Annotated in this window: 19 protein-coding genes; 10 read left to right on the forward strand and 9 right to left on the reverse strand. The window is 57.3% G+C overall.

The genetic code is table 11. The annotated features are described in order from the left end of the window. Positions 1–280 precede the first annotated feature (280 nt). Positions 281–1,537 (forward strand): cytosine permease, encoded by a 1,257-nt coding sequence (gene codB / locus CSAL_RS11945; RefSeq protein ID WP_043558500.1) that lies wholly within the window; start codon positions 281–283, stop codon positions 1,535–1,537. Positions 1,538–1,723: 186 nt separating this feature from the next. On the opposite strand, the gene CSAL_RS11950 is transcribed toward codB, so the two are convergent. Then, entirely contained in the window at positions 1,724–2,584 is an 861-nt protein-coding gene (locus tag CSAL_RS11950) for a nitrilase-related carbon-nitrogen hydrolase (protein WP_011507647.1), read from the reverse strand. A 256-nt stretch (positions 2,585–2,840) separates the two neighbouring features. Here CSAL_RS11950 and CSAL_RS11955 point away from each other — a divergent pair, with 256 nt between their 5' ends. From CSAL_RS11955 to CSAL_RS11985, 7 genes are all read left to right on the forward strand, one after another. Next, positions 2,841–3,503, forward strand: coding sequence for an ABC transporter permease (locus tag CSAL_RS11955; RefSeq protein WP_011507648.1), 663 nt, complete (start codon positions 2,841–2,843; stop codon positions 3,501–3,503). 61 nt (positions 3,504–3,564) lie between these two features. Beyond that, entirely contained in the window at positions 3,565–4,746 is a 1,182-nt protein-coding gene (locus CSAL_RS11960) for an ABC transporter ATP-binding protein (protein ID WP_011507649.1), read from the forward strand. Between the two features lie 4 nt (positions 4,747–4,750). After that, positions 4,751–5,482, forward strand: coding sequence for an ABC transporter permease (locus CSAL_RS11965; protein ID WP_011507650.1), 732 nt, complete (start codon positions 4,751–4,753; stop codon positions 5,480–5,482). Between the two features lie 117 nt (positions 5,483–5,599). Then, a complete protein-coding gene (locus CSAL_RS11970; RefSeq protein ID WP_011507651.1) occupies positions 5,600–6,484 on the forward strand; it encodes a glycine betaine ABC transporter substrate-binding protein in 885 nt (294 codons plus the stop codon). 86 nt (positions 6,485–6,570) lie between these two features. Further along, the gene (locus CSAL_RS11975; protein ID WP_011507652.1) at positions 6,571–7,473 is read left to right on the forward strand and encodes a glycine betaine ABC transporter substrate-binding protein; all 903 of its coding nucleotides are present in this window, start codon (positions 6,571–6,573) and stop codon (positions 7,471–7,473) included. A gap of 104 nt (positions 7,474–7,577) precedes the next feature. After that, positions 7,578–8,882 (forward strand): MmgE/PrpD family protein, encoded by a 1,305-nt coding sequence (locus CSAL_RS11980; RefSeq protein ID WP_011507653.1) that lies wholly within the window; start codon positions 7,578–7,580, stop codon positions 8,880–8,882. A gap of 85 nt (positions 8,883–8,967) precedes the next feature. Continuing rightward, positions 8,968–9,810, forward strand: coding sequence for a nitrilase-related carbon-nitrogen hydrolase (locus CSAL_RS11985; RefSeq protein WP_011507654.1), 843 nt, complete (start codon positions 8,968–8,970; stop codon positions 9,808–9,810). A gap of 83 nt (positions 9,811–9,893) precedes the next feature. Here CSAL_RS11985 and CSAL_RS11990 read toward each other — a convergent pair whose 3' ends face one another. Together CSAL_RS11990 and CSAL_RS11995 are read right to left on the reverse strand one after the other, a co-directional pair. Continuing rightward, complete coding sequence (locus tag CSAL_RS11990) at positions 9,894–10,370, reverse strand: YbhB/YbcL family Raf kinase inhibitor-like protein (protein ID WP_011507655.1); 477 nt, start codon at positions 10,368–10,370, stop codon at positions 9,894–9,896. A 122-nt stretch (positions 10,371–10,492) separates the two neighbouring features. Next, on the reverse strand, positions 10,493–11,392 hold the full coding sequence (locus tag CSAL_RS11995; protein WP_043558503.1) for a LysR family transcriptional regulator: 900 nt from the start codon (positions 11,390–11,392) through the stop codon (positions 10,493–10,495). Between the two features lie 325 nt (positions 11,393–11,717). On the opposite strand from CSAL_RS11995, the gene CSAL_RS17275 reads away from it, so the two are divergent. Then, positions 11,718–12,983, forward strand: a complete 1,266-nt coding sequence (locus CSAL_RS17275; RefSeq protein WP_011507657.1) for a SidA/IucD/PvdA family monooxygenase — start codon at positions 11,718–11,720, stop codon at positions 12,981–12,983. Between the two features lie 3 nt (positions 12,984–12,986). Continuing rightward, positions 12,987–13,907, forward strand: coding sequence for a DMT family transporter (locus tag CSAL_RS12000; RefSeq protein WP_280512637.1), 921 nt, complete (start codon positions 12,987–12,989; stop codon positions 13,905–13,907). A gap of 163 nt (positions 13,908–14,070) precedes the next feature. Here the strand turns inward: CSAL_RS12000 and CSAL_RS17280 are convergent, their stop codons facing one another. From CSAL_RS17280 to CSAL_RS12015, 6 genes are all read right to left on the reverse strand, one after another. Further along, positions 14,071–14,472 (reverse strand): GFA family protein, encoded by a 402-nt coding sequence (locus tag CSAL_RS17280; protein ID WP_011507659.1) that lies wholly within the window; start codon positions 14,470–14,472, stop codon positions 14,071–14,073. Positions 14,473–14,561: 89 nt separating this feature from the next. Next, positions 14,562–15,035: a phospholipase D-like domain-containing protein gene (locus CSAL_RS16995; RefSeq protein WP_050934531.1), complete on the reverse strand. Its 474-nt coding sequence runs from the start codon at positions 15,033–15,035 to the stop codon at positions 14,562–14,564. Between the two features lie 79 nt (positions 15,036–15,114). Continuing rightward, entirely contained in the window at positions 15,115–15,738 is a 624-nt protein-coding gene (locus tag CSAL_RS12010) for a hypothetical protein (protein WP_011507661.1), read from the reverse strand. Positions 15,739–15,848: 110 nt separating this feature from the next. Then, entirely contained in the window at positions 15,849–16,007 is a 159-nt protein-coding gene (locus CSAL_RS17610; protein WP_187290061.1) for a hypothetical protein, read from the reverse strand. 97 nt (positions 16,008–16,104) lie between these two features. Next, positions 16,105–16,779 carry a hypothetical protein gene (locus CSAL_RS17495; RefSeq protein ID WP_011507663.1) on the reverse strand — a complete coding sequence of 225 codons (675 nt, stop codon included), beginning with the start codon at positions 16,777–16,779 and terminating at the stop codon, positions 16,105–16,107. Then, positions 16,776–17,804, reverse strand: coding sequence for a ParA family protein (locus CSAL_RS12015; RefSeq protein WP_011507664.1), 1,029 nt, complete (start codon positions 17,802–17,804; stop codon positions 16,776–16,778). The genes CSAL_RS17495 and CSAL_RS12015 overlap by 4 nt, the downstream gene beginning before the upstream one ends. Positions 17,805–17,877 lie beyond the last annotated feature (73 nt).

Below are 17,877 nucleotides of genomic sequence, written 5' to 3' on the forward strand. Positions count from 1 at the left end.
ACGCCATGCCTCATAATGGCCACCCGTGCACCATGATGATGCAAGGCTCGCGCGCCACGACCGCCTCGCATCGCGGCGTTGATCGCGCACGTTGTCCGCGCCATGGCCTCATCGGCAAGCAGGAAGCGGCCACTGCGCACGATCGTGGCCATTCCGCCCAGGAGTGGAACGACTCTTGCTTCATGCATGGTGCAGCAAGACGATCCCGCACGACTCATGCTAAGGCGTCATCCCTACGCTTCATGCCAGTGCTGCATGCCAACTCTCCGCGGAGCATACGATGGAACACTCGGACTACCCTTTGAGCGAAGTCCCCAGCAGCGAACGCAAAGGGCTGCTCTCCACCTCGGTTGTACTGCTCGGTTTTACCTTTTTCACCGCCACCATGTGGGCGGGCGGCTCGCTCGGCGTCGCCTTCCCGTTCGGCGAGCTGCTGGGGGTGATTCTTGTCGGCAACCTGCTGCTGGGCGCCTATGCGGCGGCCCTGGGTTATATCGCCTGCAAGAGCGGCCTCAACTCCGTGCTGATGGGGCGTTTCTGCTTTGGCGAGGTGGGCAGCAAAGTGTCCGACTTCGTGCTCGGCTTCACCCAGATCGGCTGGTACGCCTGGGGCACCGCCACCATCGCCGTGGTCCTGGTCAAGACCACCGGCCTGCCGGAGTCGCTCAAGATTCCGCTGATGGTGCTGTTCGGCTTCGCCTTTTGCATCACTGCGATGGTCGGCTTTCGCGGACTGGACCTGCTTTCTCGCTTTGCCGTCCCGGCGATGATGCTGTTCATCCTGATCAGCCTCTACACCGGCATGGTGGATGTCGGCGGGCTTTCCGGCCTTGCGGGCCAGACGCCCTCCGAGAGCATGAGCTTTGCCGCCGCCATCACCGTGGTGATCGGGACTTTCATCAGCGGCGGCACCCAGGCCACCAACTGGAGTCGTTTCGCCCGCACCCCGAAGATCGCCGTAATCGCCACGCTGGCCGCCTTCTTCATCGGCAACGGCCTGATGGTGCTGACCGGCGCACTGGGGGCGATGATCTACCAGCAGGCGGATATCGTCGATGTCATGCTGGCCCAGGGCTTCGTGGTACTTGCCGTGCTGATGCTGTTCCTCAACATCTGGACCACCCAGGACAACACCATCTACAACTTCGCGGTCGCCGGCTGCAACCTGCTGCGTACCGATAAACGCAGGGTGGTCACCGTAACCGGCGCCGCCATCGGCACCGTGCTGGCCGTGGGCGGGATGTACAACCTCCTGATTCCGTTCCTGGTGCTGCTCGGCACCTTCATCCCGCCGATCGGGGGCGTGATCATGGCGGACTTCTGGTGCCGCCATAAGGGCCGCTATCCGACGCTGAACAGCGCCAACTTGCCCGCCTTCAACTGGACCGGCCTGGCATCCTACGCGGTGGGCTCCGGCATGGCGTACTTCTCCCCGATCCTGCCGCCGCTGGTGGGCGTCATCGCCGCAGCGCTGTGCTATGCCGTCTTGTCGAAGCTACCGTTCACGCGCCCCGAGCTGACCCCCTCTGAGCACTGAGATGGCGACAGTCGGCGCCGCAGAGCGGCGCCGCGCGAGGCCGGCGTGACTCCGCCCCCGTTTCACTCGGCAGCGGCCCCGGTCCTCCCGGCAACGGACCCTCTACGTTTTACGCACTCGGTTTCACGGACTCGACGCGGACTGGATACAGACGGGAGACACCCGCAGGCACGGAGCGCCAGGGCCTCAGCCGCGACGCTCCCGCTCCAGCCGCTGCGCCATCAACGAGGCTACCAGCGGCGTGTCGGCGTCGCGGTGGGTCGGCATCGCGAAGCGCGCGGCGTCGATCTCGTCGGTGTCGATGTCGGCGCTGACGAGGGTCTCGCTGTCCTCGGCCCGCGCCAGCACCCGGCCGTCGACGCCGACGATGCAGCTACCGCCCCAGAACCAGCCATCGCCCTCGGCCCCGTAGCGATGCGCCATGACCATCGGCGTGGCGTACATCATGGCGTAGAACTTCAGGCAGATCAGCCAGTTGCCTTCGTCGTCGAAATCGCCATCGACCATTCCCGTCGCCGCGTTGACCGGCGCCAGCATCACGTCGGGCCGCTCCAGCATGGCCGCGTGGGCCAGGCCCGGATTCCACAGGTCGGCGCAGATCATCACCCCGCAGGCGAGGCCGTCGGCATCGGTGACGGTGAGCGTCTGCCCCTTGCCGAAATGCTTGCCCTCCTCGTGCCCGCCGTAGGTGCAGAGGTTGAGCTTGCGATGCACGGCGACGACCCGCCCCTCGCACAGACACGCCATGGCATTGGCGTACTCGCCGCGGGCGCAGCGCTCGACGAAGCCCACCACGGTCAGCATGTCGCCGGCGGCATCCGCCAGCTGAAGCAGACGCGGATCATCGCGGTCCATCGCGACCTCGGGGACGCGCGCGCCCAGGTTGTAACCGGTCAACGAAAGCTCGGGGAACACCAGGACATCGACCTCCCGGTGGCGCGCCGATTCGATGACGCGACGATGCGTCTCGAGATTGCACGCGACATCGGCCAGGACGCAGTTCATCTGGGCGGCGGCGAGTCGATAATTCGTCCGGCGAGTGCTCAAGGGGCGGCCTCCTGCAAGGAAAATCAAAACACGGCATTATCGTCGACGAGCATACGGCGAAGTCGATGCGTTGCCTATCGAACGCTCATTGCCACTGAAAATGAATGATATGACACATCCTAATGCCCAAAACGGGGGGCACTTGCGGAGAGCGTGTTATGCTCATCACATAATACGAACTTATAAAAAGCCTTTCATATAAGAAATTTATACGAGTTCAAACAAACCACTCCATCGCGAGTGCGAGGTCCGTGCCGTGGAATTACTGCAATATTTTCTCGACAATCTCGAGTTGCTGGGGACCCTCACCCTCGAGCACATCAGTCTGGTGGGTGTCGCGGTGGGGATCGCCACGCTGACCGGCGTTCCCATCGGCATCGCCATCACCAAGAACGAGCGCATCGCCAAGACCGTGCTCTACATCGCCTCGATCATCGTGACCATTCCCTCCATCGCGCTGTTCGGGATCATGATTCCGATCCTCTCGATCATCGGCCAGGGCATCGGCTACATGCCGGCGGTCATCGCGGTGCTGCTGTACTCGCAGCTGCCGATCATCCGCAACACCTACACCGCCATCAACAACGTCGACCCGGCCCTGCGCGAAGCCGCGCGCGGCGTGGGCATGAGCCAGAACCAGCGCCTGCGCATGGTCGAGATTCCGCTCGCCGTGCCGGTGATCATGGCCGGCGTGCGTACCGCCGTGGTGCTCAACATCGGCGTCATGGCGATCGCCGCCTACATCGGCGCCGGCGGGCTCGGCACGCTCATCAGCCGCGGCATTTCCCAGTCCGATCCCCGTCAGCTGATCCTCGGCGCCGTGGCCGTCAGCGTGTTGGCGATCATCGTCGACTATGCGCTGCTGGCCCTGCAGAAGCGGCTGACGCCCAAGGGCATGGAACGCGCCGCCACCACCTGATTCGCCTCCGCTCCACGCGCTGCAAACTACAACAGGCTGCCGACCCGACAAGGACCGCTTCATGATTCGACTCGACAACTTGACCAAGGTCTTCGACACGCCCAAGGGCGCGGTGACCGCCGCCGACCACATCAGCATGGAGGTGCCGAGCGGCGAGATCTGCATCCTGCTCGGCCCCTCCGGCTGCGGCAAGACCACCACCCTGAAGATGATCAACCGCATCATCCGCCCGACCTCGGGCAAGGTGTTCATCAACGGCGAGGACACCACCAGCCTCGACACCCAGGACCTGCGCCGCAACATCGGCTACGTGATCCAGCAGATCGGTCTGTTCCCCAACATGACCATCGAGGAGAACATCACCGTGGTGCCCAAGCTGCTGGGCTGGGACAAGGCCAAGTACCGGGAGCGCGCCCGCGAGATGATGCACATGATCGCGCTGGAGCCGGACGCCTTCCTCAAGCGTTATCCCAGCGAGCTTTCCGGCGGGCAGCAGCAGCGCATCGGCGTGGCCCGGGCGCTGGCCGCCGATCCCCCCGTGATGCTGATGGACGAACCGTTCGGCGCCATCGACCCGATCAACCGGGCGGTGATCCAGGACGAGTTCCTGAAGATGCAGCAGGAGCTCAAGAAGACGATCATGTTCGTCAGCCACGATATCGACGAAGCGATCAAGATGGGCGACCGCATCGCCATCTTCCGCGCCGGCAAGCTGGTCCAGTACTCGGAGCCGGACGAGCTGCTCGCTGCGCCCAAGAACGACTTCGTCGAATCCTTCCTGGGCGAAGACCGGGCGCTGAAGCGCCTCAACCTGGTCAAGGTCCGCGATCTGGCCAGCGAGGAAATCGGCCTCGTCCGCCCGGACGACACCCTGGCCACCGCCCTTCAGCGCATCGAGTCCTACGGGTACCAGAACAGCATCGTGATGGTGAACCACAAGCGTCAGCCGGTGGGCATCATCACCGCCCCCGTCGCCCGCACCACCCAAGGCCATTGTCGCGATCACTACCAGAGCGTGCCGGTGGTGGTCAGCCTCGACGACGACCTGCGCAAGGTCGCCTCGCTGATGTTCGCCCACGACATGACCTGGGTGCCTTGCGTCGACGACGACGGCCGCATCGTCGGCCAGATCACCCAGCGCGCGATCACCCATCACCTGGGGTCGCGCTACCGCGCCCATTCCAAGGGCGATGACGGCGTCGCGCTCGACGAGGCCTCTCCGTCATCGGCCCCCAAGGAGTAAGCCCATGCCGACGCTGAATCTTGCCGGCGCCGGGCGTTTGCTGGTGCTGGTGGCCGTCTTCCTCGCCGGTGTCTGGAGTCAGTCCAGCGGCGTGATCGACGACTTCATCTTCTATCTGCCCGACGTCCATTACCTGGCCGTGCAGCACCTGTGGCTGACCGCCATGTCCGGCGGCCTGGCGATCCTGGTCGCCATTCCGCTGGGTATCTGGCTGTCGCGCCCCAGCATGGCACGGGTCGCCGAATCCATGATGCAGGTCCTCAACGTGGGCACCACCATTCCCACGCTGGCCGTGCTGGCGCTGTCGATGAGCTTTCTCGGCATCGGCACCGTCCCGGCGGTCTTCGGGCTCTTCGTAGCCACGCTGCTGCCCATCGCCCGCAACACCTATACCGGGCTCAAGGGCGTCGATCCGGCCCTCAAGGAGGCCGCGGCGGGGATCGGCATGTCGCCCACCCAGCGCCTGCTGCGGGTCGAACTGCCCAATGCCTTGTACGTCATCTTCGCCGGCATCCGCACGGCGCTGGCGATCAATATCGGTACGGTGCCTCTGGCCTTCCTGATCGGCGCGGGCGGTCTCGGCGAGCTGATCTTCACCGGCATCGACCTCTACGACCCGGTCATGATGCTCTCCGGCGCGATTCCCACGGCGTTGCTGGCGGTCGTGGTGGACATGCTCATCGCCATCACCGCCTTCGTGGTGGTGCCACGCGGGGTGAATCCGGGCCGCGCCTAGCGGGCGCCTCGACGGCTCGCCCCCGGCAAGCGACGCCATTCGACAAGCACGATACCGACAATCGACCGTTATCCAGCAAGCAACGGCTGTCCAACAAGCAACGAAAGGAGCGACACCATGAAAACCTTGATGCCCCTGCTCACCGGCGCAGTGCTGGCCGGCAGCCTGGCCACCGCCCAGGCGAACGAAATCGTGGTCGGCGGCAAGAACTTCACCGAGCAGCAGATCCTTTCCAGCATGACCACCCAGTACCTGGAAGGCCTCGGCTACGACGTCGAGAAGCGCGCCGGGCTGGGCTCCGCCGTCCTCCGTCAGGCCCAGGAAAACGGCCAGATCGACCTCTACTGGGAATACACCGGCACCTCGCTGATCAACTACAACGACGAATCCGCCGAAGGGTTGACCGTCGACGAGACCTACCAGAAGGTCAAGGAACTCGACGCCGAGAAGGGCCTGGTATGGCTCGAGCCCTCCGACGCCAACAACACCTACGCGCTGGCCATGCGCAAGGAGAGCGTCGAGGAAACCGGCATCACCACGCTCAGCGACCTGGCCCAGGCGGTCAACGACGAGCAGGGGCTGACCTTCGCCATGAACGCCGAATTCTACGCCCGTGAAGACGGCTGGCGCCCGCTGCAGCAGGCCTATGAATTCCGCGCCGGGCGTGGCGACGTCAAGCGTATGGACTCCGGCCTCGTCTACCAGGCGCTGCGCGACGAGCAGGTCGACGTGGGGCTGGTGTTCGCCACCGACGGCCGTATCCCCGCCTTCGACTTCCAGGTGCTCGAGGATGACCAGAACTTCTTCCCGGCCTACGCGCTGACACCAGTGGTGCGCCAGGCGACCCTGGACGCCAACCCCGAGCTCGCCGAGCAGATGAATACCCTCTCCGGCCTGCTCGACAACGACACCATGTCCACCCTCAACGCCCGGGTCGATGTCGACAAGACATCCATCGAACGGGTCGCCGAGAACTTCCTCGAGGAAAACGACCTGCTGTAATCGCCGTTCCGCAGACAGCGGGCACCGTGCCGGTCGACGGCGCACGGTGCCCGCTGCTTTCCCCTTCTCAGGCAAGAGTGTCACCCATGCGACAATCCCTGCTCCCGCTGATCGGCGGCCTGGCTCTCGCCAGCACCCTCGTCAGCCCCCTCACCAGTACCGCCGCCCACGCCGAGGACATCACCGTCGGCGGCAAGAACTTCACCGAACAGCTCATCCTGTCAAGCATGACCACGCAATACCTCCAGGCCCATGGCTACGAGGTGGACCAGCGCGCCGGCATGGGCACCACGGTGCTGCGCCGCGCCCAGGAGAGCGGCCAGGTGGATCTCTACTGGGAATACACCGGCACCTCGCTGATCAGCTACAACAAGGTGACCGAGGACCTCTCGCCGGAGGCCACCTACGAGCGCGTCAAGGAACTCGACGCCGAGAAGGGGCTGATCTGGCTCGAGCCCTCCGAGGCCAACAACACCTACGCCCTGGCCATGCGCAAAGACGACGCCGAAGCACGCGGCATCGCCACCATTTCCGATCTCGCCGACGTCATCAATGGCGGCCAGGAACTTGTGCTCGCCTCCAACGCGACCTTCTACTCGCGCGATGACGGCCTGCGCCCGATGCAGGAGACCTATGGCTTCGAGTTCGGCCGGCGCAACGTGAAGCGGATGGACCAGGGCCTGACCCTGACCTCGCTGGATCAGGAAGAAGTCGACGTGGCGATGACCACGGCGACCAACGGGCGCATCCCGGCCCTGGACCTGACCGTCCTCGAGGACGACAAGAACTTCTTCCCCGACTATGCGCTGACCCCGGTGGTCCGCGAGGAAACGCTCGAGGCGAACCCCGATCTCGACGAACGCATGAACGCGCTCTCCGCCCTGCTCGATGACAGCACCATGGCGCGCCTCAACGCCAAGGTCGACGTCGACAAGCAGCCCGTCGAGAAGGTCGCCGAGCGCTTCCTCGAGGAGCACGACCTGCTGTAACCGGCACGCGGAGCCAGGCTCCGCCGCCGACCGCGACGCGGGCCGTCTCATACCGGCCCCGTCTTTCGTCACGCCTTTCTTCGCCAGCACCCGAGGCCACTGCCATGCACGACCACGCCCCCCTCGACTGGATGCACGGGGTCGATCTCTCCGCCCTGGACGACGCCCACCTCCACCAGGCCAAGCGCTGCCTGCTCGACCTGCTGGGCGTGGCCGCCGGCGCCACCCGCACGCCGCTGGCCGACAAGGCCACGCGCTTCGTGACCTCCCAGCATGGCGGCGACCGCCCGCTGCTGTTCACCGCCGGAAAGGCCTCGCCCACCGGCGTCGCCCTGCACGGGGCCTGGCTGATCGACGCGCTCGACGCCCACGACGGCCAGGTGCTGACCAAGGGTCATGCCGGCGTGGCCCTGCTGCCCGGCTTGCTGGCGCTGCCCGAGGTGGCCGACCTCTCCGGGCGCGACTTCCTCGCCCTGCTCGCCTACGGCTACGAGATCGCCACCCGCGCGGGGATCGCCCTGCACGCCACCAGCCCGGACTACCACACCTCCGGCGCCTGGAATGCCCTGGGAGTGGCCGCCGTGGCCGCGCGCCTGCGCGGAGCCGATGTCGAGACCCTGCATCATGCCCTCGGCATCGCCGAGTTCTATGGCCCGCGCAGCCAGATGATGCGCTGCATCGACCATCCCACGATGCTCAAGGACGGCTCCGGCTGGGGCGCGATGACCGGCATCTCCGCCGCCCTGCTGGCCGAGGACGGCTTCACCGGCGCCCCGGCGCTGACCGTGACCGCACCGGACGTAGCCGCGCTCTGGCAGGACCTGGGCGAGCGCTGGTATCTCCAAGAGCAGTACTTCAAGGCCTACCCGGTCTGCCGCTGGGCCCAGCCCGCGGTGGAAGCCGTGCTGTCACTGCCCGCCGAGCAACGCGCCCCCGCCGCCATCGCGCGCATCGAGATCGTCACCTTCCACGAGGGCAAGCGCCTGCATGTGACGCACCCGACCACCACCGAGCAGGCTCAGTACAGCCTGCCCTGGTCCGTCGCCTGCGCCCTGGGCCGAGGCACCGTGGATGTCGCGGGCGTCAGCGACGAACTCGACGCCCCGGATCTCAAGGCCCTGGCCAGCCGGGTGGAGATTCACGAGGACGACACCTTCAACGCCCGCTTTCCCGCCGAGCGCTGGGCGCGCGCCCGTCTGCATCTGGAAAGCGGCGAGATCATCGAAAGTGCCGACTTCGAGGCGCGCGGCAATCACGATTGCCCGCTCTCGGACGACGAGGTCGTCGCCAAGTACCGGGCACTGGCCGAGCCCGTGCTGGGCGAGCGGGCAGCCCGGTTGCAGGACGTGGTGATGAGCCTCGAGACCCGCCCGGCAAGCGACCTGCTGGCGCTGCTCGGCGCGCCTTGAAGCAACGCCGCGCGGGTGGGATGATCCGCCTCGCCGGCGAGGCACGCGCCGGCATCTTTCAGACCCAGCGTAGCGAGACGCCACCATGCACTATCAGGATCACCTGCGCGTCGGCGCCGCGCAGATCAACGCCAGCCTCGGCGATGTCGACGCCAACCTCGAACGCCATCTCGCGTTCATTGCCGATGCACGCCGCAAGGGGCTCGAATTGCTGGTCTTCCCCGAGCTCTCGCTGACCGGCTACGGCCTGGGCAACCGGGTGATCGACGTGGCCTGCCCGGCTCATGATCCGCGCCTGGCCGAGCTGGCCCGCGCCGCCGGCGAGATGCAGGTGGTGGTCGGCTTCGTCGAGGAGGCCAGCCCCGGCGAGTACTACAACGCCCTGGCGATTCTCCAGCACGGCAAGCTTCAGGCCGTGCACCGCAAGCTCAACCTGCCCACCTACGGTGGCCTGGAAGAAGGCAAGCTGTTCACCCATGGCAGCGAGCTCACGCATCTTCCGGTGTGTCCCGGCTGGTCGGCGACCTCGCTGATCTGCGCCGACCTGTGGAACCCGGGGTTGGTGCACGCCGCCCTGCTGGCCCGCCCCACCGTGCTGTGCGCACCGATCAACTCGGCCTCGGGCATCGTCAGCGACGACTTCTCCAACGAGCAGAACTGGGCCGTCAACCTGCAGTTCTACGCCATGACCTACGGCACCCCCGTAATCATGGCCAACCGCTTCGGCCCCGAAGGCAACAGCCACTTCTGGGGCGGCTCGCGCATTCTCGGCCCGCGCGGCGACACCCTCGCCCTGGCCGAGGACGGCGAAACGCTGATCGAAGCCCAGCTCTCGCGCACCGCCATCGCCCGCGCCCGCTTCGAACTCCCCACCCACCGCGACGCCGACACGCCACTGGTACGTGAATTGATGGACGGCTATCGCTGAACCCGGCCCCAAACGACACTCGGCGCCTCCCAAGGGAAGGCGCCGAGCGCATGTGAAGCGGGGTCTAAACCGTCAAAGACGAATCAGTCGCGGCGATACGTCCCCACCAACCGATTCATGCCCAGAATGTGCGGCTCAAGCTTGTTGAGCAGCTCCGGCTGCGTCAGTCCCTCGGGCAGTTCGGTTTGGGTGTCCAGCGCCAGCACCCAGAAATAATACTGGTGCGTCCCGTGGCCCTCCGGCGGCATGGGGCCACCGTAGCCGATGGCACCGCCATCGTTGATACCGGCGGTGCCTGTCTTCGTGCCCTCTTCCAGCGACGTGACATCCGCCGGCAGGTTGTAGAGCAGCCAATGGACGTAGCCGTAGCTGCCATCCTTCACCAACGGCGCATCAGGATCGTGGCAGATCACCGCGAAGCCCTTGGTCCCCGACGGCGCATCCTTCCAGCTCAGGGCCGGGGACACATCGTCACCTTCCGCCGAATGGCGCTTCGGAATCGCCCCATTCGGCGTGAAGGCGGTGCTTTCGACTTGCATGCTGGACGGTGCAAAAGGCATGGCGATCCTCCCATGAAACGCATTGAAACGATGAACCGAGCAACGCCCTGATGGCGGCTCTTCCCTACTAGGTGATGGCGTAAGTGGAGGATTCAACCCGCCGAGCGGCCGCTTGCGAGGCATTATGGCTGCGACTCGCCCAGATGAAATCCGCTATTCGCCACTGCCAGCTTGGCTATCCGCTCGACCGATGGAGAGAAAGCGGGAGATAGATAGGTAGCAACGAAAGGCAGAGAAGCAAATGCTGGCTGAACTTTCAATGCCTGTAACTGACTGTCGTCAGAAAACAGATCCGGCGGTAGCAATGCAACACCGGCGCCTTCACATGCCAACCTCGCCGTGACACTCATCGTATTGCAGTAGGTCAGACGGTCTGGACGAATATCCTGCATATCAAGCCAGCGAAATTGGTCGGCATACAAACGCGATCCGGGTGACAGGCTCAGGATGGATCGCCGAATTAAATTCATGGTTTCCAATGTCGACCTTGTTTGCACCAATTCGGCAGCCCCCATCCAGGCAATAGACGCATGGCCAAGGCTGTGCCTGATAACCCGTTCCTGAAGTTGATCATCGGGGACCAAAGCAAGATCTATTGTGCCGTTGCACAGCTTATCCCAGGTTTTTTCTGTAATGTCGACATCTATATCAAGCTCGATATTCGGCATGGCGCGCTGCACATCTAACGTAAAATCGGCGAGCCACCAGAGCGCTACCGTCTCGGTACACCCTACTCGAATTCGGCCAGTAGCCTCTTGCCCATCCTCGAAAACTGAAGACAGCTCATCGCGCAAGGCCAGAATACGCTCCGCGTATCCGATCAGTTCGCGACCAGCAGCAGTAAGAGTCACCGGCCGCTTTCCACGCTGGAACACAACGCTGCCAATACGTTCCTCCATGTCGGCGATGCGCATGGAAATATTGGGTTGTGTGGTATTGAGCCTTTCCGCAGCTGCACCGTAAGAACCGAGCCTATAGATCCAATAGGCCGTCTCGAGGTGTCGAAATTCGAGTCGCATCATTGCTGCTGATCTCCGCATATCAAAAATTCTGATTTCCGTATGCGCTAATGAGAGCATACAATTAGATTAATTTAATACAATGATAGCAACAAAAACAACATTTGAAAAACGACAGAATGGCTTTCAAGACCTGTCTCAAGAAAACATGCCTATGAGAATCAAGAAAAATATCGAAAAAAAGCTACACAACAACCTCATGGCTGCCGCCACATGTGAAACGCAATTTCCCATATTTTTTAAATGTAGATAAACTATATATTTCAAAGCAATGCCCACCTCGCAGATACTATTGAGGATCACGCCATGACTAAAATATATGATTTGATTGGAGTGGGGGTTTGGGCCAAACAATATCGGCCTAGCGGTACATGCCACGCAAAAAGAAACCAATATAAACATGGTTTTTCTGGAGAAGCGTGATGAATTGACTTGGCAAAATGGAATGATGGTCCCTGGGACTGATATCCAACATAGCCCACATCGGGACTTCATTACACCAATTGATCCAACGAGTGACTACACGTTCCTTAACTATTTAAAGTCACACAACAGGCTGCTCAATTTTTTAAACGTCCCGACAACCTTTCCTTTCCGTTTAGAGTGGTCGCTATATGTACAGTGGGTTGCATCACATTTCTTGGAGATAGTTAAGCTTGGTCAACACGTGACAAAAATTGAGCAAACGTTGAAGAATGGAGCTTCAGTTTTCCGAGTCATCACGGAAGATGGCAAAGAGTATCTCGGCCGATCAGTTGCGTTGGGGACTGGTGGGAAGCCAATAATACCGGAGGAACTAGAACCATACCTTGGTGAGCGTGTATACCATTTAACGGACTACCAAAAAAAGACAAATCAAGCGATCAAGGATGGATGCAACAAATTCGCTGTGGTTGGCGCCAGTCAAAGCGCTGTTGAAATATTGATTGATCTATATAGAAAGCCTGGCGTCGAGATTACCGCCATAACAAGAGGTATTGGTTTCCGACAAAAAGACCTTAGCCCTTTCACGGAACACATTTTCTTTCCTGATTTTGTAGAATGGTTCCAGCGTCGTGATGCCGATTCGCGACGACAGATAAACACTGAATTAGAAACCGCCGTTTATGGACGTGCTGACAAGGATGCCCTTGATGAGATTTATCGCCTTTGGTATGAAGACCACCTTCAAGGTCAGCCTCGCATGGAACTTAAAAATTATTGCGAAATAGAAAAAGCCACTATAAATAGAAGTATAAATTTATTTATTCGAGAAAAGCACAGCAGTACACAGAGCTCAATTAAAGCTGATGCCGTGATCGTAGCAACTGGATTCGAGCGGCTTGAACGAGGGATTAATTCGCACAAAACACCCAGCATTTTGAAAGACCTCAAGAGCAGTATAGAACATGACCGAGGTGGAAATCTATATATTGCCCCCGACTACAGTCTAGGCATCATCGGTGAATCTGGGCATCGACTACCCATATTTATGACCAGCTTCTCCGCTCCGAGTCATGGAGTAGGTGATGCAGGTACTTTCCCCCTCCTCGCCCATCGCTCCGCTGCGATTATTTCGAGCCTGACAGAGCAACTAAAAGCCCACAAGGAATAAATGATGAATCACGATAAACTGCTAGGGAACTCAATTTCTCGCTTGACTGGCCGTGGGACTGGTTTCATATTCGCAGGAGTTATCATCGGAGGTGGACTGTCCTGGCCACTCATGAAAATGACTCTAGGCAACATGTCTCCTCAAGTGTTTCTTATATGGCGTCTTGTTTTTGCCACTATCAGTGCTTTCGTATTGGTAAAAATGACTCGTCAGTTTCGTATCCCCGGTCGTGAGGTCTGGTTTCCAATCATTTCGGTGGCCTGCCTGCAAATGGGGGCATTCCTCTGGTTGATCACAGTCGGTGTCACCATGGTCCCGGCCGGACGCGCAGCGCTGCTGGCGTATACTAGCCCAATCTGGATGATACCTCTGGCTGTGTTATGGCTGGATGAAAAACTCGATCGTTCCGTCATTGCAAGTCTAGTTTTCGGGCTTGCCGGTTTGGCGTTTCTTTTTCTCCCGTCTAATCATGTTTTATCTAATGCACAAGCCCTAGTTGGTAACGGACTACTGTTGCTCGCGGCCGTTGTCTGGGCCTTCCAAATAGCACTTTTGCGACGCTACCCTTCCAGATGGTCGACATTACAGCTACTACCGTGGCAACTTCTGGCTGCGACCCTTGGGCTATCATCACTGACAATCGCTTTCAGTGACGTCTCTTTGTTTCAAGGTCTAGATATTCGAAGCCTGTTGGTGACGACCTACGTCGGTATCGTTTCCACGACCTTCGTCTTTTGGGGTATGTTGCATATTGCCCGAACCATGCCCGCAATTTCTAGCACGATCAGCTTTCTGGGGATACCGGTGGTTGGCCTATTAAGCTCCGTGTTGCTGTTGTCGGAGAGACTGGATGTCGGGCTCGTGGTCGGATTTGTACTGATCGCCGTTGCCGTTTTCATTCAATCAAAGAGCTCACGACTTTGACCCCCTTTGCGGCTTATAGCACCGGCGCCGGCAATACCTGATCATCACTAATAGTCACCGTATACCTTCCTTCCTTGCTCTTTACAGGGCAGTTGGCTTTGCGGCGTGCTGCCCAGGTTCTTCCACGTGTAATGACCACCAGATACCAGTCATGAGGGGGTATTCAATGCGGCAGCCCACCGAATTCCGGCACATCCCTTAGCCCTTGGCCCCAAGCAGCCTTGCTGGATGTAAAGATGTGCGCCGTTGGCAACATAGTGATTTCAATGTCCAAACACCCTGCAGGGACGACGAGCAACCCTGCGACCTGAATGCTTGGCAACGCTGAACCACAAAGCTTACAAAAGCTCTTGCTATGACGAGTGCCTGGAAGCGTAAAGGAGGTCACAGCATCTACACCCGCTATCCAGGCCAGTTTAGCTGACTGCGAAAATAGATTTGCTGCGTAAGCAGACCCCGTATCCTTTTGGCACCACTCACAATGACACAGGTAAAAGCTGTCGAATTGCCCATGAACCTCAAATTTCACTGTGCCACACAGGCAAGAACCGAGGTGGTCAGTCATCCAAAACCCTTCCTTAGCCTATAGGTGAAACACATATAAAGCCTAAACTCAGTTGTCGCCACGCAGTAGCGATCAACTGCAGCGATTTTTTAGATTTTCACTCCCATCTGTTTAAGCAGTGAATCGCGATAGCTAGCTATTGAGCGATGCTCTAAAGATCCGAATTCGCCTTCATACATGACTGACAATTCCTCATTCTCGAGCAAACCGTTTCGGGTTAAGTTTGCTGAGCCAATAAGACAAGTGTAACCGGCTGGCCCTTCGAAGTAATATAGCTTCGTATGCAGCCGCTTTTCATTATCTTTAAAAACGCAATGTTTAAGCTCGGCCACTTTGCCAAGATGACGGATTACCGCTGGACGAGTGTATTGGGCCTCGCCGTTGGAAATAACTTGAACGTCTAGCTGGTTACTTTTTATCGACTCAAGCAACGGAGGCAAGATTATTTCGAGCCCGTCGGCGCTTAGAAAGCTGGTGCAGAGGAAGCACGAAGCTGACTCGCGAATCAGCTTGCAGATGACGGTAGCGTGCGATTCATCTTTCGTATTTGTGATTAACTTCATACACACTCTTAAATCTAACGCCTTGCTCACCGGAAAATTAGGAGCGCAGCGAGTAATTTTTTCCGAGGGCAGTAAGTTGTTAGATTTCACCTGCATTTCTAAGCTGATCCAATGTCACCATATATTGTTTGGCAATGAGTTTAATTGCATAGCCAATATCCAACACCGGGAAATTCACTTGCTTTCCGAATGCCTCTTGAAAAATGGCATCTAAACTCTTTCCATGCGTGTCAAAACTGGTGATACGGTAAATAAAATATAGGTAATTTAGCCTATCACCGTAATCGTTTTTAACTTGGGCAAGCACGCTATTTACACCCATTGCTCGATTCAGACTTGACCAAGAAGGGTCTGAAGACTCTAGCTTATCTTTATGAGGCAACAGCGGCTCATTTAACAGCTTGTGGTAATCCAGCTTGAAAGCATCAACCAGACCCGCGTATCGACTGGCTGTTTGAGCAGGGTCGTCAAATAAGTAGATAACCCAGAAATAGTTTTCGAGGATGGATCTGGAAAGAATATGAGTTATATAGCGCTCATCTACGTCAGCATCTTTGTCACAGCTAAAGCTCTTAAGAAGAGTTCCTGCTATAGAATAAAAACGTAATGCTTCTTGACCAAAGAAACCATTTGCACCGCTTCTCGATCCAAGCTGCTTGATGGCTTCAAGTTCATTCTCCAACTGTTCAAAATAGTCTTGCATACGATTCCTTGAAAAATCTAACGCTTTGCTTTGCTTTTGGGTCGAAGCAAGGAGTGCGGAGGTCCAAGCCACACAGTGGTGCCAACAGCAACTTTTTATATTGCATTGGCTTATTCAGGCTCTTTGCCTGTGCCTTTGCAAGGTTGACACTCAATTGGCTGATACTCAATACCACCCTTTTTTTGATCGTCACCCATATCTTGAAGATTTGCTTTGTTTACGCCAGTGCCTCCACAGGCAGTACAATTTTTTTTTGACTCTTGGCTCATGCTTACTCCTAAAATTAGTTGGGCTATATAACGCTTGGGCTCAGCCGCTGGTTTGGAGCGGCAGCGAAAAACCTGTCGACTGAAGCCCTTTGTTCAATCAAACGTGACATGCCGATTCAATGTAACGCACTTTTCTAGAATCGGCATGATCAGACGAAAACAAATAGTTTTCGAACCACGCATGCTTCAAAAATGCGTTTTCATTTTTTAAAATTGTCTCACGGTCTTGTTCGTAAATAAGTCTTGCATATGCGTAAGCGTCATTCCAACTGCTTTGGTCAAGCACATCCAAAAAATAAATGCCATTTTGGACCAGCACTGTCTTATTGCCCAAAAATCCTGAAATTTTCTCCGAAGACTGGTGCATTCTTACAATATTTTCGTCGACTACTATTCGGGGATATATCGAAGCTTTGCTCTCTAACTCGTAGGCTTTCGCAACCGCATGACTATAAGTTATCCTTCCACTTTCAAAATGTTTTGAATAGGCCACACCGCCACGGATGAATAGTCTTTTCGACATAAACGCAAAAAATACCTTTTTTATAATTTCAAAAAACTCATAAACTCTTTCATGTGAGTTGCACGTTAGTATTATAGTATCTGATATTGCTTGGACGCCAAAAACAGATGTATTTATGCCATCAAAAACAGAAAGAGCCTGCTCAAGGTCTTCCCTGAAAACTTCGTTGCCTGTTTGAATGTCTCTATCCAATCGATAACGATAGGAGAGAACGTCTATTAGCGCGGTGTATAAATGTTCAGAATTCATGAAATGGCCTCTGCGATCTTGGCGATTTCCTCCTTATACTCACTCATTCTGTCCAGCCAAGGCTGCCAAACGGTACCGTAATACATTTGGCCATTGCTGGAAGCCTCCTTAGTATGCTCTTGCTCAATATCGAATATAGCCCTACCAAAAAGCTGGGCTACTGGAGCTAGAACCGCCACATCTTTTATCGAAGCCGTGTATGGCTCTTCAATATTGAACCCAACTTTTGGACTAAATCCATTTTCTTTACAAAGCGAACTCTGAATTTCTTCAGTTATTTTCTTTTGCCATTTTATGTAAGATTCTTTTACTTTGGACCCTGCATGAACTTTAAAATTTTGAAGAACTGTTCCAGCCAGTTTAGGGTTGCCCTCAAATGGTTCAATCCCAAATGGAACTAACGAATCGCTGATAATTTTATGGTTTTCGATCCACTCGCTTATAACGCTACCTAAAAGCTTAACAGCTTGGTAACAGAACCTATCAGGAACGAGAGGTATCACTATTTCGTCGCAACTTATGATTACGGTTTTTGTTATAGCACCAGTACTTGGGCCGACGTCACATAGGATGTAATCGTAGCCTCTTGCTGATCCGATATCCTTCATAAGTTTATTAAAAACAATGTATGTATTTTTCTCATGAATATTTTCAGTAACTGCCTGGCTCCATGATGTACCTAAATATGTTTCTGCTCTAGAGAACTCAAGATCCCCTCGAAACAAAAATAGAGAGCTGTATAAGCTATGCTCTGAAACTTCTATGCCAGACTGTTCTATTCTCCCCTGATGCCCCTTAAATCGTGGCAGCAACGCATCGTAGATTGAGGTTCCTGGCAACTGTACATCCGGCTCTTCAAGATCATCCCTGGAGGCGAAAAAGAGTTCTGTGAGGTTGCATTGAGGATCACAATCTACCATCAGCACCCTTTTCCCTTGCTGGGATAGATACACCCCTAGGTTGAAGTTTGTAGTGGTCTTCGAAACCCCGCCTTTATTGTTGTACAAAGCAACGATCTTTGACATGAACACTCCTTGATTTAGAACCTAAAAATTTAACAGATATTAGACAGCGCGCTCGTTTTCCCACTTGAACGAT

The organism is Chromohalobacter israelensis DSM 3043 (assembly GCF_000055785.1).
GTDB classification, from domain to species: Bacteria; Pseudomonadota; Gammaproteobacteria; order Pseudomonadales; family Halomonadaceae; genus Chromohalobacter; species Chromohalobacter israelensis.

Excerpts from the sequence above, each read along its gene's own strand:
- codB (WP_043558500.1), top strand. The coding sequence starts at position 281 with ATGGAACACTCGGACTACCCTTTGAGCGAAGTCCCCAGCAGCGAACGC.
- CSAL_RS11960 (WP_011507649.1), top strand. The coding sequence starts at position 3,565 with ATGATTCGACTCGACAACTTGACCAAGGTCTTCGACACGCCCAAGGGC.
- CSAL_RS11965 (WP_011507650.1), top strand. The coding sequence starts at position 4,751 with ATGCCGACGCTGAATCTTGCCGGCGCCGGGCGTTTGCTGGTGCTGGTG.
- CSAL_RS11970 (WP_011507651.1), top strand. The coding sequence starts at position 5,600 with ATGAAAACCTTGATGCCCCTGCTCACCGGCGCAGTGCTGGCCGGCAGC.
- CSAL_RS11975 (WP_011507652.1), top strand. The coding sequence starts at position 6,571 with ATGCGACAATCCCTGCTCCCGCTGATCGGCGGCCTGGCTCTCGCCAGC.
- CSAL_RS11980 (WP_011507653.1), top strand. The coding sequence starts at position 7,578 with ATGCACGACCACGCCCCCCTCGACTGGATGCACGGGGTCGATCTCTCC.
- CSAL_RS11985 (WP_011507654.1), top strand. The coding sequence starts at position 8,968 with ATGCACTATCAGGATCACCTGCGCGTCGGCGCCGCGCAGATCAACGCC.
- CSAL_RS11990 (WP_011507655.1), bottom strand. The coding sequence starts at position 10,370 with ATGCCTTTTGCACCGTCCAGCATGCAAGTCGAAAGCACCGCCTTCACG.
- CSAL_RS11995 (WP_043558503.1), bottom strand. The coding sequence starts at position 11,392 with ATGATGCGACTCGAATTTCGACACCTCGAGACGGCCTATTGGATCTAT.
- CSAL_RS12000 (WP_280512637.1), top strand. The coding sequence starts at position 12,987 with ATGAATCACGATAAACTGCTAGGGAACTCAATTTCTCGCTTGACTGGC.
- CSAL_RS17280 (WP_011507659.1), bottom strand. The coding sequence starts at position 14,472 with ATGACTGACCACCTCGGTTCTTGCCTGTGTGGCACAGTGAAATTTGAG.
- CSAL_RS16995 (WP_050934531.1), bottom strand. The coding sequence starts at position 15,035 with ATGAAGTTAATCACAAATACGAAAGATGAATCGCACGCTACCGTCATC.
- CSAL_RS12010 (WP_011507661.1), bottom strand. The coding sequence starts at position 15,738 with ATGCAAGACTATTTTGAACAGTTGGAGAATGAACTTGAAGCCATCAAG.
- CSAL_RS17610 (WP_187290061.1), bottom strand. The coding sequence starts at position 16,007 with ATGAGCCAAGAGTCAAAAAAAAATTGTACTGCCTGTGGAGGCACTGGC.
- CSAL_RS17495 (WP_011507663.1), bottom strand. The coding sequence starts at position 16,779 with ATGAATTCTGAACATTTATACACCGCGCTAATAGACGTTCTCTCCTAT.
- CSAL_RS12015 (WP_011507664.1), bottom strand. The coding sequence starts at position 17,804 with ATGTCAAAGATCGTTGCTTTGTACAACAATAAAGGCGGGGTTTCGAAG.